The 20,044-nt window shown below is 50.0% G+C and carries 12 protein-coding genes; 1 reads left to right on the top strand and 11 read right to left on the bottom strand.

Annotated elements, in window-relative coordinates:
- Genes F7D20_RS06775 through F7D20_RS06760 form a run of 4 tightly spaced genes read right to left on the bottom strand, consistent with a single transcriptional unit; the run spans position 1 to position 3,795 of the window.
- Positions 1 to 627 (bottom strand): NADH:ubiquinone reductase (Na(+)-transporting) subunit D, encoded by a 627-nt coding sequence (locus tag F7D20_RS06775; protein WP_158463376.1) that lies wholly within the window; start codon positions 625 to 627, stop codon positions 1 to 3.
- A gap of 12 nt (positions 628 to 639) precedes the next feature.
- Positions 640 to 1,242 (bottom strand): FMN-binding protein, encoded by a 603-nt coding sequence (locus F7D20_RS06770; protein ID WP_158463375.1) that lies wholly within the window; start codon positions 1,240 to 1,242, stop codon positions 640 to 642.
- A gap of 19 nt (positions 1,243 to 1,261) precedes the next feature.
- The gene (locus F7D20_RS06765; RefSeq protein ID WP_158463374.1) at positions 1,262 to 2,419 is read right to left on the bottom strand and encodes an NADH:ubiquinone reductase (Na(+)-transporting) subunit B; all 1,158 of its coding nucleotides are present in this window, start codon (positions 2,417 to 2,419) and stop codon (positions 1,262 to 1,264) included.
- Between the two features lie 20 nt (positions 2,420 to 2,439).
- The gene (locus F7D20_RS06760; protein ID WP_158463373.1) at positions 2,440 to 3,795 is read right to left on the bottom strand and encodes a Na(+)-translocating NADH-quinone reductase subunit A; all 1,356 of its coding nucleotides are present in this window, start codon (positions 3,793 to 3,795) and stop codon (positions 2,440 to 2,442) included.
- A 258-nt stretch (positions 3,796 to 4,053) separates the two neighbouring features.
- On the opposite strand from F7D20_RS06760, the gene F7D20_RS06755 reads away from it, so the two are divergent.
- Entirely contained in the window at positions 4,054 to 8,379 is a 4,326-nt protein-coding gene (locus F7D20_RS06755; RefSeq protein WP_228114126.1) for a translocation/assembly module TamB domain-containing protein, read from the top strand.
- Positions 8,380 to 8,703: 324 nt separating this feature from the next.
- Here the strand turns inward: F7D20_RS06755 and F7D20_RS06750 are convergent, their stop codons facing one another.
- From F7D20_RS06750 to F7D20_RS06720, 7 genes are all read right to left on the bottom strand, one after another.
- Positions 8,704 to 9,915 (bottom strand): porin, encoded by a 1,212-nt coding sequence (locus F7D20_RS06750; protein WP_158463372.1) that lies wholly within the window; start codon positions 9,913 to 9,915, stop codon positions 8,704 to 8,706.
- Positions 9,916 to 10,033: 118 nt separating this feature from the next.
- Entirely contained in the window at positions 10,034 to 11,083 is a 1,050-nt protein-coding gene (gene ansB / locus F7D20_RS06745; RefSeq protein WP_228114125.1) for an L-asparaginase 2, read from the bottom strand.
- Between the two features lie 74 nt (positions 11,084 to 11,157).
- Positions 11,158 to 12,501 (bottom strand): anaerobic C4-dicarboxylate transporter family protein, encoded by a 1,344-nt coding sequence (locus F7D20_RS06740; protein ID WP_158463371.1) that lies wholly within the window; start codon positions 12,499 to 12,501, stop codon positions 11,158 to 11,160.
- 252 nt (positions 12,502 to 12,753) lie between these two features.
- The gene (locus F7D20_RS06735; protein WP_158463370.1) at positions 12,754 to 14,781 is read right to left on the bottom strand and encodes a M13 family metallopeptidase; all 2,028 of its coding nucleotides are present in this window, start codon (positions 14,779 to 14,781) and stop codon (positions 12,754 to 12,756) included.
- A 138-nt stretch (positions 14,782 to 14,919) separates the two neighbouring features.
- Positions 14,920 to 16,359 (bottom strand): sodium:solute symporter, encoded by a 1,440-nt coding sequence (locus F7D20_RS06730; RefSeq protein ID WP_158463369.1) that lies wholly within the window; start codon positions 16,357 to 16,359, stop codon positions 14,920 to 14,922.
- Positions 16,360 to 16,383: 24 nt separating this feature from the next.
- A complete protein-coding gene (locus F7D20_RS06725) occupies positions 16,384 to 18,378 on the bottom strand; it encodes an NAD(+) synthase (protein ID WP_158463368.1) in 1,995 nt (664 codons plus the stop codon).
- Between the two features lie 336 nt (positions 18,379 to 18,714).
- Positions 18,715 to 19,857, bottom strand: coding sequence for a DUF2027 domain-containing protein (locus tag F7D20_RS06720; RefSeq protein ID WP_158463367.1), 1,143 nt, complete (start codon positions 19,855 to 19,857; stop codon positions 18,715 to 18,717).
- Positions 19,858 to 20,044 lie beyond the last annotated feature (187 nt).

Raw genomic sequence — 20,044 nt, 5'->3', positions numbered from 1 at the left:
TTACTTTTCCTCCTTATAAATAAAGGCACGATGTACCCAGATTACACATCCAACGAGAATCAGCGCCATGGCAGGCATGGTCATCATACCGTTGTTAACATATCCGAAGTTGTAAGCTCCCTCAGGAATCAGCTGGAAACCGAGCAATGATCCGCGGCCCAGGAGTTCACGAACTGCACCCACAATCACAAGGATGAGGGCGTAACCCAAACCGTTGCCCACACCATCGAGGAATGAAGGCCAAGGCTTGTTCATCATGGCGAATGCCTCCAAACGACCCATCAGGATACAGTTGGTGATGATCAGACCCACATACACAGAGAGCTGCACGCTCACGTCGTAAGCGAAAGCCTTCAGCACCTGGCTCACGATGGTTACCAGGGCAGCAACCACCACCAGCTGTACGATGATACGTATTCGCTGAGGAATGGTGTTGCGGATGATAGAAATAATCACGTTGGAGAATGCCGTGATAATGGTAACGGCAAGTCCCATCACAATGGCTGGCTTCAACTGTGAAGTGACAGCCAAGGCACTACAGATACCAAGCACCTGAACGAGCACAGGGTTGTCGCCGTTCAATGGCTTGATGAATGCCTCTTTATTTTGTTTACTAAATAATGCCATAATTTCGCTTGATTATTTAATGAATTTAGCAAGTCCTTCCTTGAGCATGGCGTCCACACCATCGGATGTCAATGTAGCACCTGTCACGGCATCCACATTGTTAGGGTCACCGGCAGGAGCATCTTTCTCCACGCCAAGAGCGATGCCCTCTACTCCATCCTTGTGAATCTTCTTGCCTTGGAACTTCTGCTGCCACTTCAGGTTATCCTTGATTTCGGCACCCAGACCGGCAGTCTCGCCCTCATGATTGAAATATACTCCATAGATGGTATTGTTATCGGCATCTACGGCGATAAAGCCTGAAATGCCGCCCCAGAGACCCATACCCTTTACAGAATATACAGTCTTCTTCTGACCATCAATCTCGCACTCGTAATACTTCATGCCGTCCTTCTCCTTCTCAGCCTTTACCACCTCTTTATATTTGGCAGCCGCAGTTGCATTGTCAAGGTCGCGCAGGTTGAGTGAGTTCAGAATCTGCTTCTGAGTATCCAGCGCCACGTTAGCATCCTGTGTTGGCTTCAGCGAAGAAGACACAAACGCGAGCAGGAATGCCACGATTACTACGATGATAACCGAATAGATAATAGTATAGCAATTTGAATTTGTCTTCATATCTACATTCCTCCTTACATTATTTAATAGCACGTTTAGCACGGCGAGAGATGTTGCTCTGTACTACGATGTAGTCGATGAGTGGAGCAAACATATTGCCGAAGAAGATGGCGAGCATCATACCCTCTGGATAACCTGGGTTCATCACACGCACGATGACAGCGATGGCTCCGATGAAGAATCCATAGAAGTACTTGCCCTTCTCGGTACGGGCTGAGGTGACAGGGTCGGTAGCCATGAATACGGCACCGAAGCAGAAACCACCCAGGACGATGTGCTCGTACCAGGCGATAGGAGTCATACCGAGCGCCTGGAAAATAAGCGCCATCACGATACCACCTGCGAATACAGAGCCCATGGTCTTCCAAGATGCAATACCAGTCCAAAGAAGGATAACGGCACCGATGGCGATGGCGATGACGGATGTCTCACCGATACAGCCAGGGATGAAACCTGTGATGGCATCGCTGAGATTAGCTGTAGGCGTAATGTTCTGAGCCAACTGTCCGAGCGGAGTAGCCGCTGTGAATCCGTCTGCCAAGGTGTTGCCGAGGCCAAAGATGGAATCCTTGGCAATCCAAACCTTATCACCACTCATAGCCAATGGATATGAGAAGAAGAGGAACATACGGGCACCTACAGCCACATTGAAGATATTCATACCCGTACCACCGAAGATCTCCTTGCAGAAGATAACAGCAAAGGCGCAAGCCAGGGCGAGCATCCAGAGCGGTGTAGTGACAGGAATGATCAATGGGATGATGATACCGCTGACGAGATAGCCTTCCTGGATTTCCTCGTGCTTCCACTGTGCCCAGGCAAACTCAATGCCGAGACCCACAATGTAGCTGATGAGCAACTTAGGAAGGACAGCCAAGAATCCGAAACCGAAAACCTCGAGGAAACTGGCTGTTGCCAAAGTTCCGGCTGCCTGATAGTTCTGGTAACCCACATTATACATACCGAAGAGCAAAGCAGGAATCAGGGCGATTACCACAAAGCTCATGATGCGCTTCGAGTCAATGGCGTCGTGAATGTGGGCTCCGCTCTTCGCTGTCGTGTTAGGCACGTACAGGAAACTCTCGAAGCCATCAAAGACACTCTCGAAGGCATGAAGCTTACCTCCCTTCTGGAAGTTGGGCTTTATCTTGTTGAGATAATTTCTTAATGCACTCATTTTTTTATTCATTATTACAATTAAGCATTCTCCTTACGCAAGGTGTTCAAGCCATCGCGTACTATCTTCTGGAGCTCGAGCTTAGAACTGTCTACAAACTCAGCTACGGCAAAGTCCTCAGGACTCACCTCATAGATTCCGAGCTGCTCCTGCTTGTCGATGTCGCCGGTAATGATGGCCTTGATGAGGTACTCTCCAAAGATGTCCATTGGCAACACCTTGTCGTACTCACCACTCATGATCATGTGGCGCTCGCCACCCTTCACACGGGCATCCAGGTCGTACTCCTTCTTCTTGCCAAAGAGCCAGGAGAAATAAGAACGTGATGTAGAGAACTGACTGGTACGTGGAAGAATCCAGCCCAGCATCTCGTCTTTGTCGTCGCCCTCAGGGATGGCAGTTATCTCAGATGTATGTCCGCCTACGAAGCCCGCCATATCAGTCTGCACGCCTGTAAGAGGATTGCCATTGATGAGTCGCACATGCTCAGTAGCTTTCAACTGGTCGGCTACAAAAGCGCTCAAAGGTGTTCCTACCAAGACCTCAGCATAACCGGGAGTCTTTATCTCGCTTCCTGCCACAGCCACCTTCTTGCGAAGATCCACCTTGCCAGTAAGGAAAAGACGACCGAAGAAGATGATAGCCGATGGGTCTACTGACCATACCACCTCGCCCTTGTTGACCGGGTCGATATGGTTGACCTGTACTCCTACATTACCAGCAGGACAAGGACCGTCGAACACATTGACCTCCACATTCTTTGCCTCCTCAAGCGCACGGCTGTGCTGATTGATGCCAACACCCAAATAGACTTTAGCCACCTTGCTCAAGGCTGTCAAACCAGCCTGGAAAGCATCCTCATTCCCTTCGAGTTCCTTCTCGAAGTCAGAAGCCAAAGGCATGTCGCGAAGTGCAGAAACAAAAATTGCCTTAGGCTTGGTGTCGGGAGTAGTGGACACAGCATAAGGCAACTGGTTGATGTATCCGAAGAGACCTGCCTCAAGCAAGGCATTCTTTACAGCTTCTCCGTCCAAAACATCCACATTCTTCTTACCGAAATCGGTAGCCTGCTGCTCAGCGTCGGCTTTCACCTTCACACAGAGCACCTTTCTGCGCTCACCTCTTTCTATGGCGGTCACAGTACCGCTCACGGGCGAGGCAAACTTCACCTCAGGACATGCTTTGTTGACAAACAGCGCATCGCCCGAATTGACATGAACACCTTCCTTCACAACCACCTTAGGAGTAACGCCCACGAAAGCATCAGGCACGAGAGCATACTCCTCTGCCTGCTTCACCTGCAGCGTCACATCCATTGAGGCTTTACCTTTCAGGTTGATGTCCAGTCCTTTACGTAACTTGATTACATCTGCCATAACTACATAAACTTTTTATATTTTAATTATTATACTTTATATTCTCACTTTTTTGCATGGTTCGGCAAGCGCGATGATGCCGTCTTTCTATTTCTTATCTGCTGATGGTATTTTTATTACTGATTTTCCTTTAAAAGTGCTGAATAGTGGTGCAAAAATAGCAAAAAAATGTGAGTGGGAAAAGAAATTCTGTAGTTTTATTCGATTTTGACGCAAAAATAATGTAATTTTGTACCAATTTTCAAAAAATATTCACATTTGAAGAAGTTCAAACATATATGTAACGGCATCATCTGGACACTTATCGTCCTCTATTTGCTGCTCATCGTACTGATGCACTTGCCATCAGTACAGACCTTCTTGGGCAAGGAGGTGGCAGAGGCTCTTGCCGACAAATTCGGCACCAAGGTGGAAGTAGGAAAAGTCAACCTGGGCTTCTTCAACCGAATCATCATCGACGACGTGATGATGTACGACCAGCAGGGCGACAGCCTCATTTATGCCAGCCGTCTGTCGGCCAAGATAGACTACATGGCTGCTACACAGGGCAAAATTTCCGTCTCGTCTGCGCAAATCTTCGGTCTGCGTGCCAACCTCTACCGCCAGACAGCCAAAAGCCCAGCCAACTTCCAGTTTGTACTCGACTCGTTGGCTTCCAAGGACACCACCCAGCACAAGCCTCTCGACCTGCACATCGGAAGTCTCATCATCCGCCGAGGCGCCATCGCCTACAACCAGCGCGACGTGGCTCCCCGCAGCGGCGTCTTCTCGCCCCAACACATCAGGGTGAGCGAACTCTCGTCACACATTCTGTTAAATCATGTAACCGACAACAGCATCGACCTGTTGCTCAAGAAGTTATCATTTAAGGACGAATCAGGCTTCAAACTACAGTCACTTCACTTCAAGCTGCAAGCCGACAGGCAGAAAGCCACACTCAAGGAGTTCCGTCTGCTCATGCCACGCTCCGAGTTGGTGCTCGACGACCTGAAGGCCACTTATCGCTTTGAGGGCAAGAGATTCATTCCTGAGAGCCTGCGCTTCGAGGGAGGCATCCAACAGTCGAAGATCACCTTTGCCGACGTGGCAAGTCTGGTGCCGGCTTTGCGCCATTTCGACGATGCGGTGTTTGTAAGTTCCCGTTTCTCGGGCACAGCCAAGTCAATATCCGTCCCCTCGCTCAACCTCCGTACAGGCAGCGGCAGCATCAATCTTCAGGCACGGGGCAGCTACAGCCATGCAAGCAGCCATCCAGCCTGGAATGCCGACATCGCCAATCTGAACCTCAGCCCTGCCGGCGTGGAATTCCTGGCCGAGAACTTAGGCAGCAAGGTGAAAATACCAAAGGAAATCCAGCGTTTGGGTACCATCCACCTTACCGGCAATGCCAAGGGCTACGAAAAGGTCCTCTCTGCCAAGGGCAACATAGAGACCGATGCTGGCAACATAAGCCTGCAGGCCTTCAAAAACGATGACCGCATCAAGGCTTCTGTTGACACCCGTGGCGTAAACTTGGGTCGCATTCTCGACAACCGCAAGTTGGGAACCGTAGTAGCCAAAATCGACGCTCATGGCACCATGAAGCACATCTTTGCCAAGGGCAACATAGCTCGATTTGACTATGGCAACTACGACTTCCACAACATCGAAATAGATGGCGACTACGACATGAAGACCCTCCGCGGAACAGCCTCCATCGCCGACCCTAACGTCAACCTGTCCGTCAAGGGCGACTACCAGTTAGGTTCGCGCTTGTATGCGTTCGATGCAGCTATCAACCATCTCCGTCCCATAGTCTTGGGCATGAAGATGCACGACCCTTCCTACAGTCTCAACAACATCAGCATCAGCGCCAACAACAAGGGCAAGGAAGGTCATCTCGACATAGAAGCGCCCTTCGTAAGTCTCTATGCACGTGGCCAATACGACCTGACCACAATCTATGGAAGCATCATGCGATTAGTGGCCGACAAGCTGCCTACCATTCCCGGAATCAGCAAGCATGCAGCCAAGGGCTACAACGACTTTACCCTGCAGGCCAACATCACATCTGCCGAAGTGCTGCAGCGCATGTTCGGACTGCCCCTGTCGCTCAGCCTGCCCGTACACATCAACGGCAACATCTCAGATGCCGAGAAGAACGTCAATCTTTACATCAATGCGCCCAACTTCAGTTGGGATGGATCAGCATTCCACGATGCCAACATCGAGCTCAACACCATAGGCGACTCACTCAGGATGGAAGCACGCATCAGCCAGGGACTTCCCTACGAGAAAGCTCCAGTCTACAGGCTACGCGCAGCGGCAGCCGACAACAACCTGTCCACCCTGCTCTATTATGCCAACCAGTCGAGCAAACTGCCCATCACGGGAAAGATTGACACCAGGACACAGTTCTTCACTTCCGACAATGGAACTACGGGTGTCCACGTCTCGGTGAACCCATCAGAAATCATGCTCGGAGAGAAAAAATGGCTTCTCAACCCTGCCGACATCATATACAGAAAGAATGAACTGACCGTCGACATGCTGAACTTCTCGCATGGCGACCAGCACATCATCATCAACGGAAAAGCCACACCCCAGGCCACCGACTCCATCGTAGCCGACCTGAAGGATGTCGACGTAGCCTATATCCTCAACCTGGTCAACTTCCACTCGGTCGACTTTGCCGGAAAAGCTTCGGGCAAGGCCGTGGTGAAGTCTATCTTCCAGACTCCGGAGGCCTACGCAAACCTCGACGTCAAGGACTTTGTCTTCGAGAACGGCCCCTTGGGAACCCTTCATGCCAAGGCTGCCTACGACAACCAGGAAGGACAAATCAACATCGACGCAACGGCAGAGGACGGCCCCGAGCACCTCACCGTGATCAACGGATACGTATCGCCCAAGCGCAACTACATAGACCTGGGCATCGAGGCCCACAACACAAGCCTGAAGTTCATGGAGAACTTCTGCGGCAGCTTCCTGAACAATGTGGAGGCATGGTGCAAGGGCAAGCTCAACGTCGTGGGCGATCTGAAGAACATCAACCTCGTGGGCGACGTCGTGGCGCACGGCAGGATGCACATGAAACAGCTCGGCACCGACTACACCTTCAACCATCTGCGCGCTCATGCCATCCCCGACGACATCCAGTTTGAGGGCGACTCCATCTACGACAGCCACTACAACGGCAAACACAGCCACTTTGCGCTCATCAGAGGAGGAATACACCACAAGCACCTCACCCGCCTGAGCTACGACCTTGATATCGATGCCAACAACTTCTTAGGCTTCGACACACACGAGTTTGGCGACGACACGTTCTATGGAACTGTCTTCGCCACCGGCACCGTGGGCATTCACGGCAAGAGCGGTGAGACCATCATCGACATCGATGCAACACCCGAGCCCCACTCCATCTTCGTCTACAATGTGGCAAGCCCCGACGCCATCAGCGCAGGAAGTTTCATCCACTGGAATGACGCCACACCTTATATATATAGACCCAATTCGCCCGACAGCGACAAGGATGAAGACGACAGCCCGGACTTCTCGTCGGATATGCGCATCAACTTCCTCGTCAACACCAACCCCAACCTCACACTCAAGCTGATGATGGACGACCAGACAGGCGACTACATCACCCTCAACGGCAACGGAGTGATCAGAGCCAACTACTACAACAAGGGCGGACTCGACATGTTTGGCAACTACGTGGTGGATCACGGACAGTATAAACTCACCATCCAGAACATCATCAAGAAAGACTTCGACTTCCAGCCCGGAGGCACTATCGCCTTCGGAGGCGACCCCTATAACGCTCCGCTCAATCTGCAGGCCAAATACACCGTAAACGGAGTGCCGCTGAGCGATCTTAACATCGGACGCTCCTTCTCCAGCAACAACATCCGTGTAGACTGCCTCATGGACATCACCGGCACACCAGGCGCTCCGAAGGTAGACTTCTCCATGGACCTGCCAACGGTAAACAGTGACGCCAAACAGATGATTTACTCCGTCATCAACTCGCAGGAAGAGATGAACCAGCAGGTGCTCTACCTCCTCGGCATAGGACGATTCTACACACAGACCAAGAACAACCAGACAAGCGAGGACGCATCTCAACAGAGTCAGACCTCACTGGCGATGCAGAGTTTGCTGAGCGGAACCATCTCTCAGCAGATCAACAACGTGCTGTCGAGCTTCGTCAACAGCAGCAACTGGAACTTCGGAGCCAACATCTCGACAGGCAACGAGGGATTCAACAATGCAGAGTACGAAGGCATCCTGAGCGGACGACTGCTCAACAACCGTCTGCTCTTCAACGGACAGTTTGGTTATCGCGACAACGCCAACGCCACACAGAGCTTCATCGGCGACTTCGACCTGCGTTACCTCATCTTCCCTAACGGCAACCTCTCGATTCACGTCTACAATCAGACCAACGACCGCTACTTCACACGCAACAGTCTGAACACCCAGGGTGTGGGTCTCATCATGAAGAAAGACTTCTTCAATCTTCGCGACCTGCTGGGCATTAAGAAAAAGAGCAAGAACAAGGAAAAAAAGAATAAAAACAAGAAAAAGGGCAAAAAATAAAAATATCTATATAATTGATTAAACCACAACCTATAGTTTCTATCAGAATGCAATAGGCTTCAACTGCTTACGAAGCCGCTTTCATTGCTCTACGAAATAGGCTTCATTGACTATCGAAGCCGCTTTCATTTAGAGCCTTTACTATTCAGCAAACATCGTCGGAAAGAAATTCGACCTGTACGGTCGAAAACTTTTGTTTATACCAAAGAGTTAAGTTTTACCCTGAACATCATAGATAAGAATTAGCCAATAGATTTATACAATAAGGAGCTGGAGGGTTTCCCCTTCAGCTCCCACTGTTTCTAATAAGACTGGAAAAATGATTTAGTAAGCTTTGATGCGATACATGAAACCAAGTTCGATGCGATCGGTATTGTAGTCCTTCAAACCGCACTTTGTGCTGTAATCGTACTTACGGCCTACGTATGCCAAGAAGAGGCGGAAATCCTGCTGCTTAGCTGGATAATATTCGATGCTGCCCATGTAGCCGAAGCTCTTGCGGTAGTTCTTGAACTGCTCCATCTTTGTTACACTTGCTGTCTCGTACATGCCCTTGAGCATTAAGTTCCAGCTTGGAGCAAACTGCCAGTTGGCCTTTGTGATAAAGCTGTTGTAGTGTACTTTGCCCAGATAAACATTACCGGGAGCATCACCGCCACCAAATGCGTCTCTCAACTCATTGGTAGCAATCTTCAGACGGTCGAGGTCGTCGAATGCGCCCATATAGTCGAAGTACCATTGGAACTTAGGCAGATTGAGCTGCTGACCGAGAGTGAGCATACGGCTGTACTTGCCCTTGGCCTGTGTCTGAAGACCCCATGCCCAACGGGTGTTCAACTTGCCATCAAAGAAGCTACCATTCCAGTTGATGATATAGGTAAGAGGATTCTTTGACTTCTGGAGAGCCTGAGCCTCGTCGTTGTTGACAACCACTGCCTCGTCACCATACTCATCTGCGAACTTACCATTGTAAGAATTACTGATCTCGACTGCGATTTCCTGAGTAGGTATTGGCTTGTAGCTCACGGTAACACCGGCCATGAAGTTATCCATGTAGTCTACCATGTCTGAATACTGATAGATGTACATTGGGTTCTCATCAAACTCGAAGCCACCCCAGATCTGGCACATCTTACCTCCCGAGATAGAGAGCTTGTCATTGAAGTTGTAACCTACCATCATAATGTCGGTAGCCTTAGCGAAGTTGTCCTCACCCTTGGCGTCGGTAGCCTTGTTGAGGCGATGACGCAAACGATAGTACAATTTGTCGGTCAAGTTACCCTTGATCTCGATACGCAACTGCTTGTTGGCAAACTTGGTGCCCCATTCATCAGAAAGGCTGTTGTGCTCTGCCTGGAATGAAGCTGCATAGTTGAAATAGAGATTGAACATATCGTTCTTCTTCTCCAACTTGGTTATGCGCTCGTGAATTGACTGAATATCACCGTCGCCACCACCCATGCCGATATTGTTTCCTTGTGCATTAGCTCCCATTGTCATGGCAAGCGCTGCAAACATCATTATAATCTTCTTCATAATCTTTAGGTTTTGTATTAAGGTTTATAATAATAAGATAAATTGTTCCCTCTTGGTAGTTCCTCCCTGCTCTTAGACAGAGGCTCAGGAGGAACTGGAAATCAGAGAGTGTGAAAAATTAATACTTCTGGAAGTACTCCTGGATCTTCTGCCAGTCGTGGGTCTTGGTAAGAGCAAGCATCAAGAGTACGCGAGCCTTCTGTGGGTTGAGAGCCAAAGAAGCAACAAACTGATACTTGGTGTCGTCTACCTCGCCGTTGAGACATGTAGGACCAGTAGGAACGCGGCTTGAACGAACTACGAGAATACCCTTCTGGCGTGCCTTGAGAGCCTCGTCGAATACGTCCTTATAGAAGTTACCGTCACCTACACCTGCCAATACGATACCAGCATACTTGGCGTCAACGAAAGCCTTGAAAGGAAGTGGAGAGCAGTTGGAGTAACCGTAAACGATACCTACCTTTGGCAACTCGGTAAGACCCTCTACGCTGAACTCGCTCTTTGTGGTGTGCAGATTCTCTACCTGGCGATTGTAGATAGCCTCGCCACCATAGATATAACCAATCTTACCATAGTTACCACCCTGGAATGTAGCGCAGTCTGTAGTGTGAGTCTTGATGACATCCTTTGCATCGAGCAAGAGGTTGTTCATACAGCACATCACGCCACGGCCCTTTGAGTTAGGACTTGCAGCTGCAGCAACGGCTCCATAGAGGTTGGCAGGACCATCGGCGCTGATACCTGTACTTGGACGCATAGAACCTACGAGTACTACAGGCTTGTCGCTGTGAACAGTCAGGTTGAGGAAGTAAGCTGTCTCTTCCATGGTGTCGGTTCCGTGAGTAACCACAACGCCGTCGTATCCTTCCTTGTTCAACAACTCGTTGATACGCTTAGCCAACTTGAGCCATACCTGGTCATTCATATCCTGTGAACCGATATTAACAAGCTGCTCGCCTGTTACATCGGCCAAATCAAGCATCTGAGGCACAGCTGCTATCAAGCTCTGAACACCTACCTGACCTGCTGTATATGCTGAACCTGTAGCTGAAGTTCCTGCACCAGCAATGGTTCCACCTGTTGCGATAATACGTACCTTAGGTTTTGCAAACGCACATGCCACTACCAACAAAAGGAGTGTCATTAATGAGAAAAATCTTTTATTCATAATAATCGGTTTTAATTTAGGTTAATATATTTGTTAATAAACTCTCTGATTTACATATATTTATCACTCCCGCATTAAAGCAGTTGGATAATGAGGTATCCTACGCCGATGCTGACAAAGGTTGTGATGAAGCCAGCCAGCTGGAAGGAGTGATTCACAACAAATCTGCCGATACGTGTGGTTCCTGTACGGTCGAAGTTGATGGCTGCCACCTCTGTAGGATAGTTAGGCAAGAAGAAGTAGCCATTGACAGCAGGGAACATTGCCACGAGTGCCAGAGGCGAGATGCCCAGTCCTATACCCAGGGGATAAAGGGTTCTTACTGTTGCCGCCTGCGAGAAGAGCATGATCGACATGAAGAACAGAGCGATGGCGAAGAGGAAAGGATACTGGGTCACCACAGTAGAAATGTGCTCCTTGAAGAAATCCAAATGTCCATTGAAGAAGGTGTCGCCCATCCAGGCAATACCGAAAATGGCTACCATGGCATTCATTCCTGCTCCGAAGACGTTGCCCTTCACTGCATCCTGTACCTTTGCCTTGCCTGCCAGAAGTATCAGGGATGCTGTTGCCATCATGACGATTTCAATGGTCTCGGGCATAGACACGCGGTGTATCTCGTCGCCTACCATGAACGAAGGACGAAGGGATGGGAAACTGCCAAATACGACTACCGCCAGTACACCGAGCAAGAAGGCTATCACGGCATACTTGGAGCGTGGGCTAGGATTCTTGATCATCTCGTCGATAAGACGGCTGTCCTCCTCGGGCTTGATGATTCCCTCGCGTACCTTTTCTTTATATATAGGGTCGTCTACCAATTCTTTTCCTACGTGGTTCTGCACTAAGGCTGCCACCAGGATGGCGATGAAGGAAGCAGGAATACAAACCAGAAGTATGGTACCCAACTCTACTCCCTTGCAACCCAGCAAGTCGGTACTGATGATGGCAGCCGTTGCTGCCGACACCGGACTTCCGGTAATGCCTAAGGAGGCGGCTATGGCTGCCACGCTGAGGGGTCGCTCTGGGCGGATCTTAGAGTTGGTGGCTATCTCGGAGATGATAGGAAGCAGCGAATAGCTGGTGTGTGCGGTTCCTGCTACGAGGCAGAAGAGCCATGTGGTAAGCGGACCGTAGTATGTTATCTTCTCAGGATGCTTGCGCAGGAAACGTGCTGCTACACCTACCAAATAATCCAATCCGCCTGCTGCCTGCAAAGTGGAGGCTGCCGTGATGACTGATACAATAATGAGCATCACGTCAATAGGCAGATTTCCTGGCTTCAGTCCGAAGACAAAGACGAGGATGAAAACGCCCACCATACCATAGATTCCCAGACCTATGCCACCAACACGGGCGCCAATGAAGATCAGGGCCAGTACAAGGGCCAATTGGATGAGTATAATAGCTGTAGCCATAGTTCTAAATTCAGTTAGTTGTAAAAGTTATTAGTTGTTTAGTGATTCGAACGCTGCAAATTTAGTTAATTTTTGTAGTAAGCTATTTTAAAAAATCACTCATTTTTTTGGAAAAAACGATACAAGACCATATTTTTGTAAAATTCAGTACAAACAAATGTGGGAGTGTCACTTTAAAGACATAAAAAAAATATCCTAAGTTACTTGTCATTGTAACTTAGGATACTTTTTATATCAGGAATCAACTCCTTTTTACCAGATATGGGCACGCTTATTCTTTGGCACAAAGAGCTTGTCGCCCTTCTTGATACCGAATGCCTTGTACCATGCGTCAACCATTGGGAGGGCACCGTTCACACGGGCCTCGTTGGGTGAGTGAACATCCACTGTCATGAGATACTGCAGGTACTCAGGACGGGCATTGCCTGCCCATACACGAGCCCATGACAGGAAGAAGCGCTGCTCGGGTGTGAAACTGTCCTTCACGCCAAGGCTTTCTGTCTTCATCACGTTCTGCAGAGCACGGAAAGCAATATTCAGACCACCGTTATCACCGATGTTCTCACCCAATGTCAGCTGGCCGTTTACCTTCTTGCCTGCCAACTCTATCGTGTTGAAATGGTTAACAAGCACCTTGGTACGGGCCTCGAAGTTCTTCTTGTCAGCAGCCGTCCACCAGTTGTGCTGGTTGCCGGTCTTGTCAAACTGACTGCCCTGGTCGTCGAAACCATGACTCATCTCATGTCCTATCACACCACCTATAGCACCATAGTTCATGGCATCGTCAGCTGATGGATCGAAGAAAGGAGGCTGCAGAATAGCAGCAGGGAAGCAGATCTCGTTGGTGGTAGGGTTGTAATAGGCATTGATGGTCTGAGGTGTCATTCCCCACTCCATCTTGTCTACTGGCTTGTTCACCTTACGGGCGATTTCATCCTTGGTGAAGAACTCAGAGATGTTTGCCATATTCTCATAGAGCGACAGACTGTCGTCCACCTGCAGTCCGCTGTAGTCCTTCCACTTGTCTGGATAACCTATCTTGATTATAAAGTTCTCCAACTTATCCTTTGCCTGTGCCTTGGTGGCGGCGCTCATCCATGTAGCCTCGTCGATGCGCTGGGCAAGGGCTGTCTGCAGGTTGTGAACCAACTGGAGCATACGGTTCTTGCTGCTCTCAGGGAAATACTTCTCTACATAGAGCTTACCGATGGCCTCGCCCAAGACACCGCTCACGCTGCTCACAGCACGCTTCCAGCGAGGACGGTCCTGCTGCACACCACTCATCACCTTGCTCAGTTCGAAGGATACGGCACGGAAGTCATCACTCAGCACACTGGTGGCTCCTGAGATGACCTTGAGCTCAGCATAGGTCTTCAGGTCGTCGAGAGAGGTCTCGGCAAGAATCTTCTCCACCTCGTGGATAGGCTCTGGCTGAGCCACGCAGATGTCCTTGAAGGCTGGGAAGCCTGATGCCAGGAACACATTGCCCCAGTCGATACCAGGATAGTCGATAACCAACTGGTTGTAGCTCATCTTGTGATAATTCTTGTCGATGTCACGAAGCTGCACCTGGCTGTAGCTTGCCTTGGCAATACGAGTCTCAATGGCCATCACAGCCTCCATCTTCTTCTCGGCAGTAGCCTCGTCGTTGCCTACCATCTGGAAGAGCTTCTTTATGTATGTCTTGTAAGCCTCACGGATCTTCTTGGTCTGGTCGTCGTCATTGAGATAATAGTCGCGCACTCCCAGTCCAAGACCACCCTGTCCCACTTCTACCAGATTGTTGGCAGCATCACGAAGGTCGGCACCCACACCGATGCCATACATCATGGTACCCTCACCACGGAAGTCAAGCTGAGCAGTAACCAACTGATACTCTCTGCGGTCCTTGATGGCAGCGATGCGGTCGAGAGTAGGCTTGATAGGTGCCCATCCCTCCTTGTTCAGTCGAACGCTGTCCATGCGGAGGTTGTAGAGTGAACCTATCTTTTGTCCGAGCGAACCCTTCTGCTGTGGCTTGGAAGCATATTCGAGGATGATGTCCTGAATGCGCTTCTGGTTCTGTTCGAAGAGATCGGTAAAGGCACCATTGTCAGGGTGCTCTCCGTCGAGTGGATGATTCTTCATCCAGTTGCCGGCGGCATAACGATAGAAATCAGTTCCTGGCTTGATACTCAGGTCCATGTTGGCCTTGTCAATGCCAGAGCCCAACTTGTCTTGCTGGGCGAAAGCAGCTGTTGTTCCTAACAACAAAGCTGCTAATACCATTTTTGTTTTCATCTATATAATAATTAATGTTTAACTCAAGTTTTGCATGTTCAGAAGTTAAAGAAGTTATCACTCCCTTCGGTCGTTAGAAGTTATAGCCAACAGCCTTTTTGGTTGTATACTGAGCCATAAAGCATTTGTCTTAACTCCTTAACATCTTAACTCCTTAACTCCTTGCCCGATACCACTCAGCACCAATCCAGCAAAGGTCAGGGCGCCATTCAGCATCAGTAGCTCATAGCCGAACTTATAGCCCGTAAGCTGCATGGTCAGGGTATCGACGGCAAAGCATATCAGCGGACTGGCGATACATATCCAGGGCACCCACCTGTCGTTCACCTTTCTGTGGGTCATCAGTCCGAAGGCAAAGAGTCCCAACAGCGGACCGTAAGTATAGGAGCACAGGATATAGATGGCATCGATGATACTCGTCGAGTTGAGGGCTCCAAAGCCTATGATGAAGAGCATGAAGACCAATGCCACGGCGAGATGCACCTTTTTGCGGAGATCTTCATCCTCATCGCGCCCGAAGATATCCACGCATACACTGGTGGTAAGGGCGGTAAGAGCAGAGTCGGCACTCGAGAAACTGGCTGCCACCACTCCTATCGTGAAGAACACGGTCACCATAGCTCCCAAGGCTCCCGAGGCAGCAAACATAGGCAACAGGTCGTCGGGCTTTTCGGGAAGGGCCATGCCCTGCGACTTGGCCAGCATCATCAGCAGCACACCGAGGGAGAGGAAGAGCAGATTGGCTGGCACGAAGGCGAAACCATAGCTGCACATGTCTTTCTGGGCTTCACGCAGTGTCTTGCAGGTCAGGTTCTTCTGCATCATGTCCTGGTCGAGACCAGTCATCACGATGACCACGAAGATACCGCTGAGAAACTGTTTCCAGAAGTTCTGTCGCGACACCCAGTCGTCGAAGACAAAGATGCGCGAGTATTCATCCTGGCTGATAGCTGCGATGGCCTCCGTGGGTGTCATTCCGAGTTGTCCTGTCACCTTATATATAATAAGGAGAAGCGCGGCAAACATGCAGAGTGTCTGAAAGGTGTCGGTCCATACCAATGTCTTGATGCCTCCCTTGCGTGTATAGAGCCAGATGAGCACCACCATCGATGGCACGGTGAGCCAGAAGGGAACACCGATGTTGTCGAGTACGAAGTGCTGCAGGATGAAGCACACCACGAAGAAGCGCACGGCTGCTCCTGTCATCTTCGACAACAGAAAGAAGGAAGCTCCCGTCTTGTAGGAACGGTTGCCCAACCTGTGTAGCAGATAGGTATAGATGGTGGTGAGGTTGTACCGATAATATACCGGCAACAGGACGAATGCCACCAGGAAGTAACCCACGATGAAGCCTAAGCACATCTGCTGGTAAGTCATGCCACTCAGCATCGCCATGCCAGGCACACTGACGAAGGTGATGCCCGAGATGGAAGCTCCCACCATTCCGAAAGCCACCATGTACCAGGGCGAACGTCGGTCGCCACGATAGAACGTATTGTTGTTGGCTTGCCTCGATGTGAGGCGGCTGAAGAGCAGCAACACCGCGAAGTAAGCCAATATTGTCAGGATGATAACCATGAAAGTTGTCTGAGTTTATACTGTCTATAGATTCTCGGCATCCTGCAGCCAGATGGTGGAGTTGGCATCCGAAGGCATGCGCCAGTCGCCACGGGGACTCAGACTCACACTTCCCACCTTTGGACCATCGGGCAGACAACTGCGCTTGAACTGCTGGTTGAAGAAGCGGCGCACAAAGGTCTTCAGCCATTTCTTGATGGTTTCCTCATCATAGCTGTCAGGATCGTTGTCGCTGATTTTCACACGCTGCACATCAGTATCTATGAATGCCTTCTTTGCCAAGAGATAGATCTTGGCAGGGCGATAGCCGAAACGCAGGAAGTAATACAGGAAGAAGTCGTGCAACTCGTATGGTCCCACAAGATCCTCGGTCTTCTGCTTGATGTTGCCATTCTCGTCGGCAGGTATCAGCTCCGGACTGATAGGTGTATCAATGATATCGAGCAGGGTGTTGCGGCTCTGCTCGTCTACCCCACTCTCTGCCACATAGTTCACCAAGTGGCGAATCAAGGTCTTGGGTATGCTGGCATTCACACCATACATGCTCATGTGGTCGCCATTGTAGGTGGCCCATCCCAAAGCGAGTTCCGACAGGTCGCCTGTACCTATCACCATTCCTCCCAACTGGTTGGCAAGGTCCATCAGTATCTGTGTACGCTCGCGTGCCTGTGAGTTCTCGTAGGTCACATCGTGCACGGAGGCGTCATGGCCTATGTCCTCAAAATGCTGGGTCACTGCCTTGGCGATGCTGATTTCGCGAATGGTGATGCCTAAGCTCTGCATCAGCGTCAGAGCGTTGTTATAGGTGCGGTCGGTGGTTCCGAAACCAGGCATGGTGACTCCTACGATTCCCTTGCGGTTCATACCCAACTTGTCGAAAGTCTTCACGCAAACCAAGAGGGCCAAAGTCGAGTCAAGACCTCCGCTGATACCCACTACCACTGTCTTGGCGCAGGTGTGCACAATGCGCTTGGCAAGTCCCATCAGCTGGATATTGAATATCTCCTCGCACGATGCCTTCATGTCGGCAGAGGTAGGAATGAAGGGATGAGGGTTGACAGGGCGCTCCAACACAAACTCACGGTCGTTCTCGGCTGGAGATGCCTCGATGTTGCGAATGCCAAACTGATGGTCGAGTATCGAATATTTGATGTTGCGCTGTGCATTGACATAGGTAGAGTTGGTGCGACGCTCTGAGCGGAGTCGCTCCACATCTATCTGTGCTGTAACCATCTGTGAAACAGTGGCAAAACGCTCGCCTTCTTCAAGCATTTGTCCATTCTCGTAGATAAGGGCATTACCGCCATACACCACATCCTGTGTACTCTCGCCGAAGCCGCACGAACTGTATACATATCCTGTCATGGTGCGGGCACTCTGCTGCGACAGCAGACTCTTCAGATAGTTGTGCTTGCCTATCAGCTCGTCCGAGGCTGAGAGGTTGAATATCAGGTCGGCACCTGCCAGCGCCAACTTGTTGCTGGGAGGTGCTGGCGCCCATACGTCCTCGCATATCTCCACACCGAAGCGCACACCGTCGAAAGTACGGAACAGCTGCAGGTCAGGAGTCACCTTCACCGTATGTCCGGCAAACCGAATCTCTGTCTCCAAGAGGTCTTGCGCTGAGGCAAACCATCGTTTCTCATAAAACTCGCTGTAGTTGGGCAGATAGGTCTTGGGCACAATGCCCAATATCTGTCCCTGCTGTATCACTACAGCGCAGTTGAGCAACAGGTCGCCTGCCACTACGGGTGCTCCTACAATGGTGATGATGTCGAGCTTGCGTGTAAAGTCGAGCAGCATCATCACGCCCTGCTCTGCCACCTCCAAGAGGAGGTTCTGGCTGAAGAGGTCCTGACAACTGTAACCTGTGACCGAGAGCTCTGGGAAGACGATGACTTCCACACCCTTGCCCTCTGCCTGTACGGTGAGGTTTTCTATCTGCTCTACATTATATTTTACGTCGCCCACCTTCACCATCGGAACGGCACTGGCAACCTTGATAAATCCGTATTTCATAATTAATATTACCTTATTGAACTTTAGTAAATATGCTCTATACGCCCGAAGGGGCAGAAGCTCACAGAAGCAGCACGCCCTGAAGGGGCAGAAGCTCTTAGCCCAGGGCAGCGCCCTGGGTTGTTTTGGACGCAAATCTGTCGCCCTGTAAGGGCAAAAGCTTTAAAACTCCTGGCAATACATAAAGCTTTTGCCCTTACAGGGCGCATTGCTGATTGCCTTTATACCCAGGGCGATGCCCTGGGCTAAGAGCTTCTGCCCTTTCAGGGCGTGCTGCTTATATGGGCTTTGAGGCCTTCAGCCCGTACTTGAACCATTTGCGAAAGTTAAATTACTTTACTTAATCGTGACCTGCGTAGCACCGTATCCATACTCCTGGAAGGAAGCATCCTGATAGGTGCACGATTTATAGCGATAGTTGAGTTCATGAACGAGGGCATGGCGCAGCACACCCTCTCCCTTGCCATGGATGAAGACTATCTTCTGACCTTTTTTCTTCTTGTTCTCGTCCATGGTCTTCTTGAACACATCGAGCTGATAATGCAGGATGTCGGCAGCATTCATACCCGCTGTCGTTTCCAACAACTCATCGGCATGCAGATCTATCACGAGGGTGCCGTCATCCTTCTGACGTTTTTTCTTGCCCTCGTGGGCAATGATCTTCTCGTCCTTGTACATCTGTTCCTTCAGTCGCTTGGAGTCTACCACCAAGGGGCGTGCCACCTCGTCATTGTCGACAATGGTGAAGAGCAGAGAAGGCTGTTCAAAGAATTCGTTCTCCTCAAAGACATGCAGTTTGTAAAACTTCACGGGGTCTATGCGGAACTGCACGTCGATAGCTGGCTTCAGCAAGAAAGGCTTGTCCTTCTTGTAGGCGGTCAGCTGAACACCAATGCGGCCCATGTCATTGAGCACCTCACGGCCGAACTCCTCAATGAAGAACTTGGTGTTGGGTTCCACCTCTCCTACCGACTTCAGTGTCCAGGCATTGCCCTCAGCCACGAGATATGAATAATGTATATAGTAGTTGCTGTCGTTGACAATATAGGTCTCGAAGCGGGTATGGGTTATCTCCTTGATGTCCACAGGCACAAAGGCGAGGTATGCACTCAGCTTGTTTCCTCCCTCACGTTCCTGCACAGGAGCACGGAAGGTAATCTCTCGGTCTGCAGCGTCATACTCGTCGACATGCATATCGGTCTGCTCATCATGGTCGTTGAGAATCGACTTGATGCTTCTGCTGTCCTGATGCAGTTCGGTGGCAGCATGCTCCTCGGCTTTTTGCTGGGCTTCCATCTTGGCAGATATCATCTTGCCCATGGCATAGTCGTCCTGCTCTACCACTACCACATCGTGCACTGAGGTAGGAATCTCAAATCCGTCCTCATCCTCCACCAATACGATGTCCTTACCCTGGAAGCCAGAGACTCTGCCGCCTCCCACCTCACTCAGGAATCTTACTTTATCTCCTATTTTCATTGCGTTTCAGTTTTTTATTTTCGCTACAAAGTTACACAAAGTTATCGCAATATGAGAAATTATTTACTTTATTTATCCTTTTGAACATAAATATTTATCCTTTTGGACATAAAAAAGGCCCGATACCGCTTCTCACGAAGCAGAATCGGGCTAAAAAAACTTATTACTATTGATGAGTTACTAAAAT

Origin of the sequence: Segatella copri (assembly GCF_009495355.1) — a bacterium.
GTDB lineage: Bacteria > Bacteroidota > Bacteroidia > Bacteroidales > Bacteroidaceae > Prevotella.
This window is presented reverse-complemented; position numbering and strand designations above follow the sequence as displayed.

What these genes read in the sequence shown, in the direction of transcription:
- F7D20_RS06740 (WP_158463371.1), bottom strand. Translation starts at nt 12,501, where the DNA reads ATGGCTACAGCTATTATACTCATCCAATTGGCCCTTGTACTGGCCCTG.
- F7D20_RS06730 (WP_158463369.1), bottom strand. Translation starts at nt 16,359, where the DNA reads ATGGTTATCATCCTGACAATATTGGCTTACTTCGCGGTGTTGCTGCTC.
- ansB (WP_228114125.1), bottom strand. Translation starts at nt 11,083, where the DNA reads ATGAATAAAAGATTTTTCTCATTAATGACACTCCTTTTGTTGGTAGTG.
- F7D20_RS06735 (WP_158463370.1), bottom strand. Translation starts at nt 14,781, where the DNA reads ATGAAAACAAAAATGGTATTAGCAGCTTTGTTGTTAGGAACAACAGCT.
- F7D20_RS06720 (WP_158463367.1), bottom strand. Translation starts at nt 19,857, where the DNA reads ATGAAAATAGGAGATAAAGTAAGATTCCTGAGTGAGGTGGGAGGCGGC.
- F7D20_RS06760 (WP_158463373.1), bottom strand. Translation starts at nt 3,795, where the DNA reads ATGGCAGATGTAATCAAGTTACGTAAAGGACTGGACATCAACCTGAAA.
- F7D20_RS06750 (WP_158463372.1), bottom strand. Translation starts at nt 9,915, where the DNA reads ATGAAGAAGATTATAATGATGTTTGCAGCGCTTGCCATGACAATGGGA.
- F7D20_RS06725 (WP_158463368.1), bottom strand. Translation starts at nt 18,378, where the DNA reads ATGAAATACGGATTTATCAAGGTTGCCAGTGCCGTTCCGATGGTGAAG.
- F7D20_RS06775 (WP_158463376.1), bottom strand. Translation starts at nt 627, where the DNA reads ATGGCATTATTTAGTAAACAAAATAAAGAGGCATTCATCAAGCCATTG.
- F7D20_RS06765 (WP_158463374.1), bottom strand. Translation starts at nt 2,419, where the DNA reads ATGAGTGCATTAAGAAATTATCTCAACAAGATAAAGCCCAACTTCCAG.
- F7D20_RS06770 (WP_158463375.1), bottom strand. Translation starts at nt 1,242, where the DNA reads ATGAAGACAAATTCAAATTGCTATACTATTATCTATTCGGTTATCATC.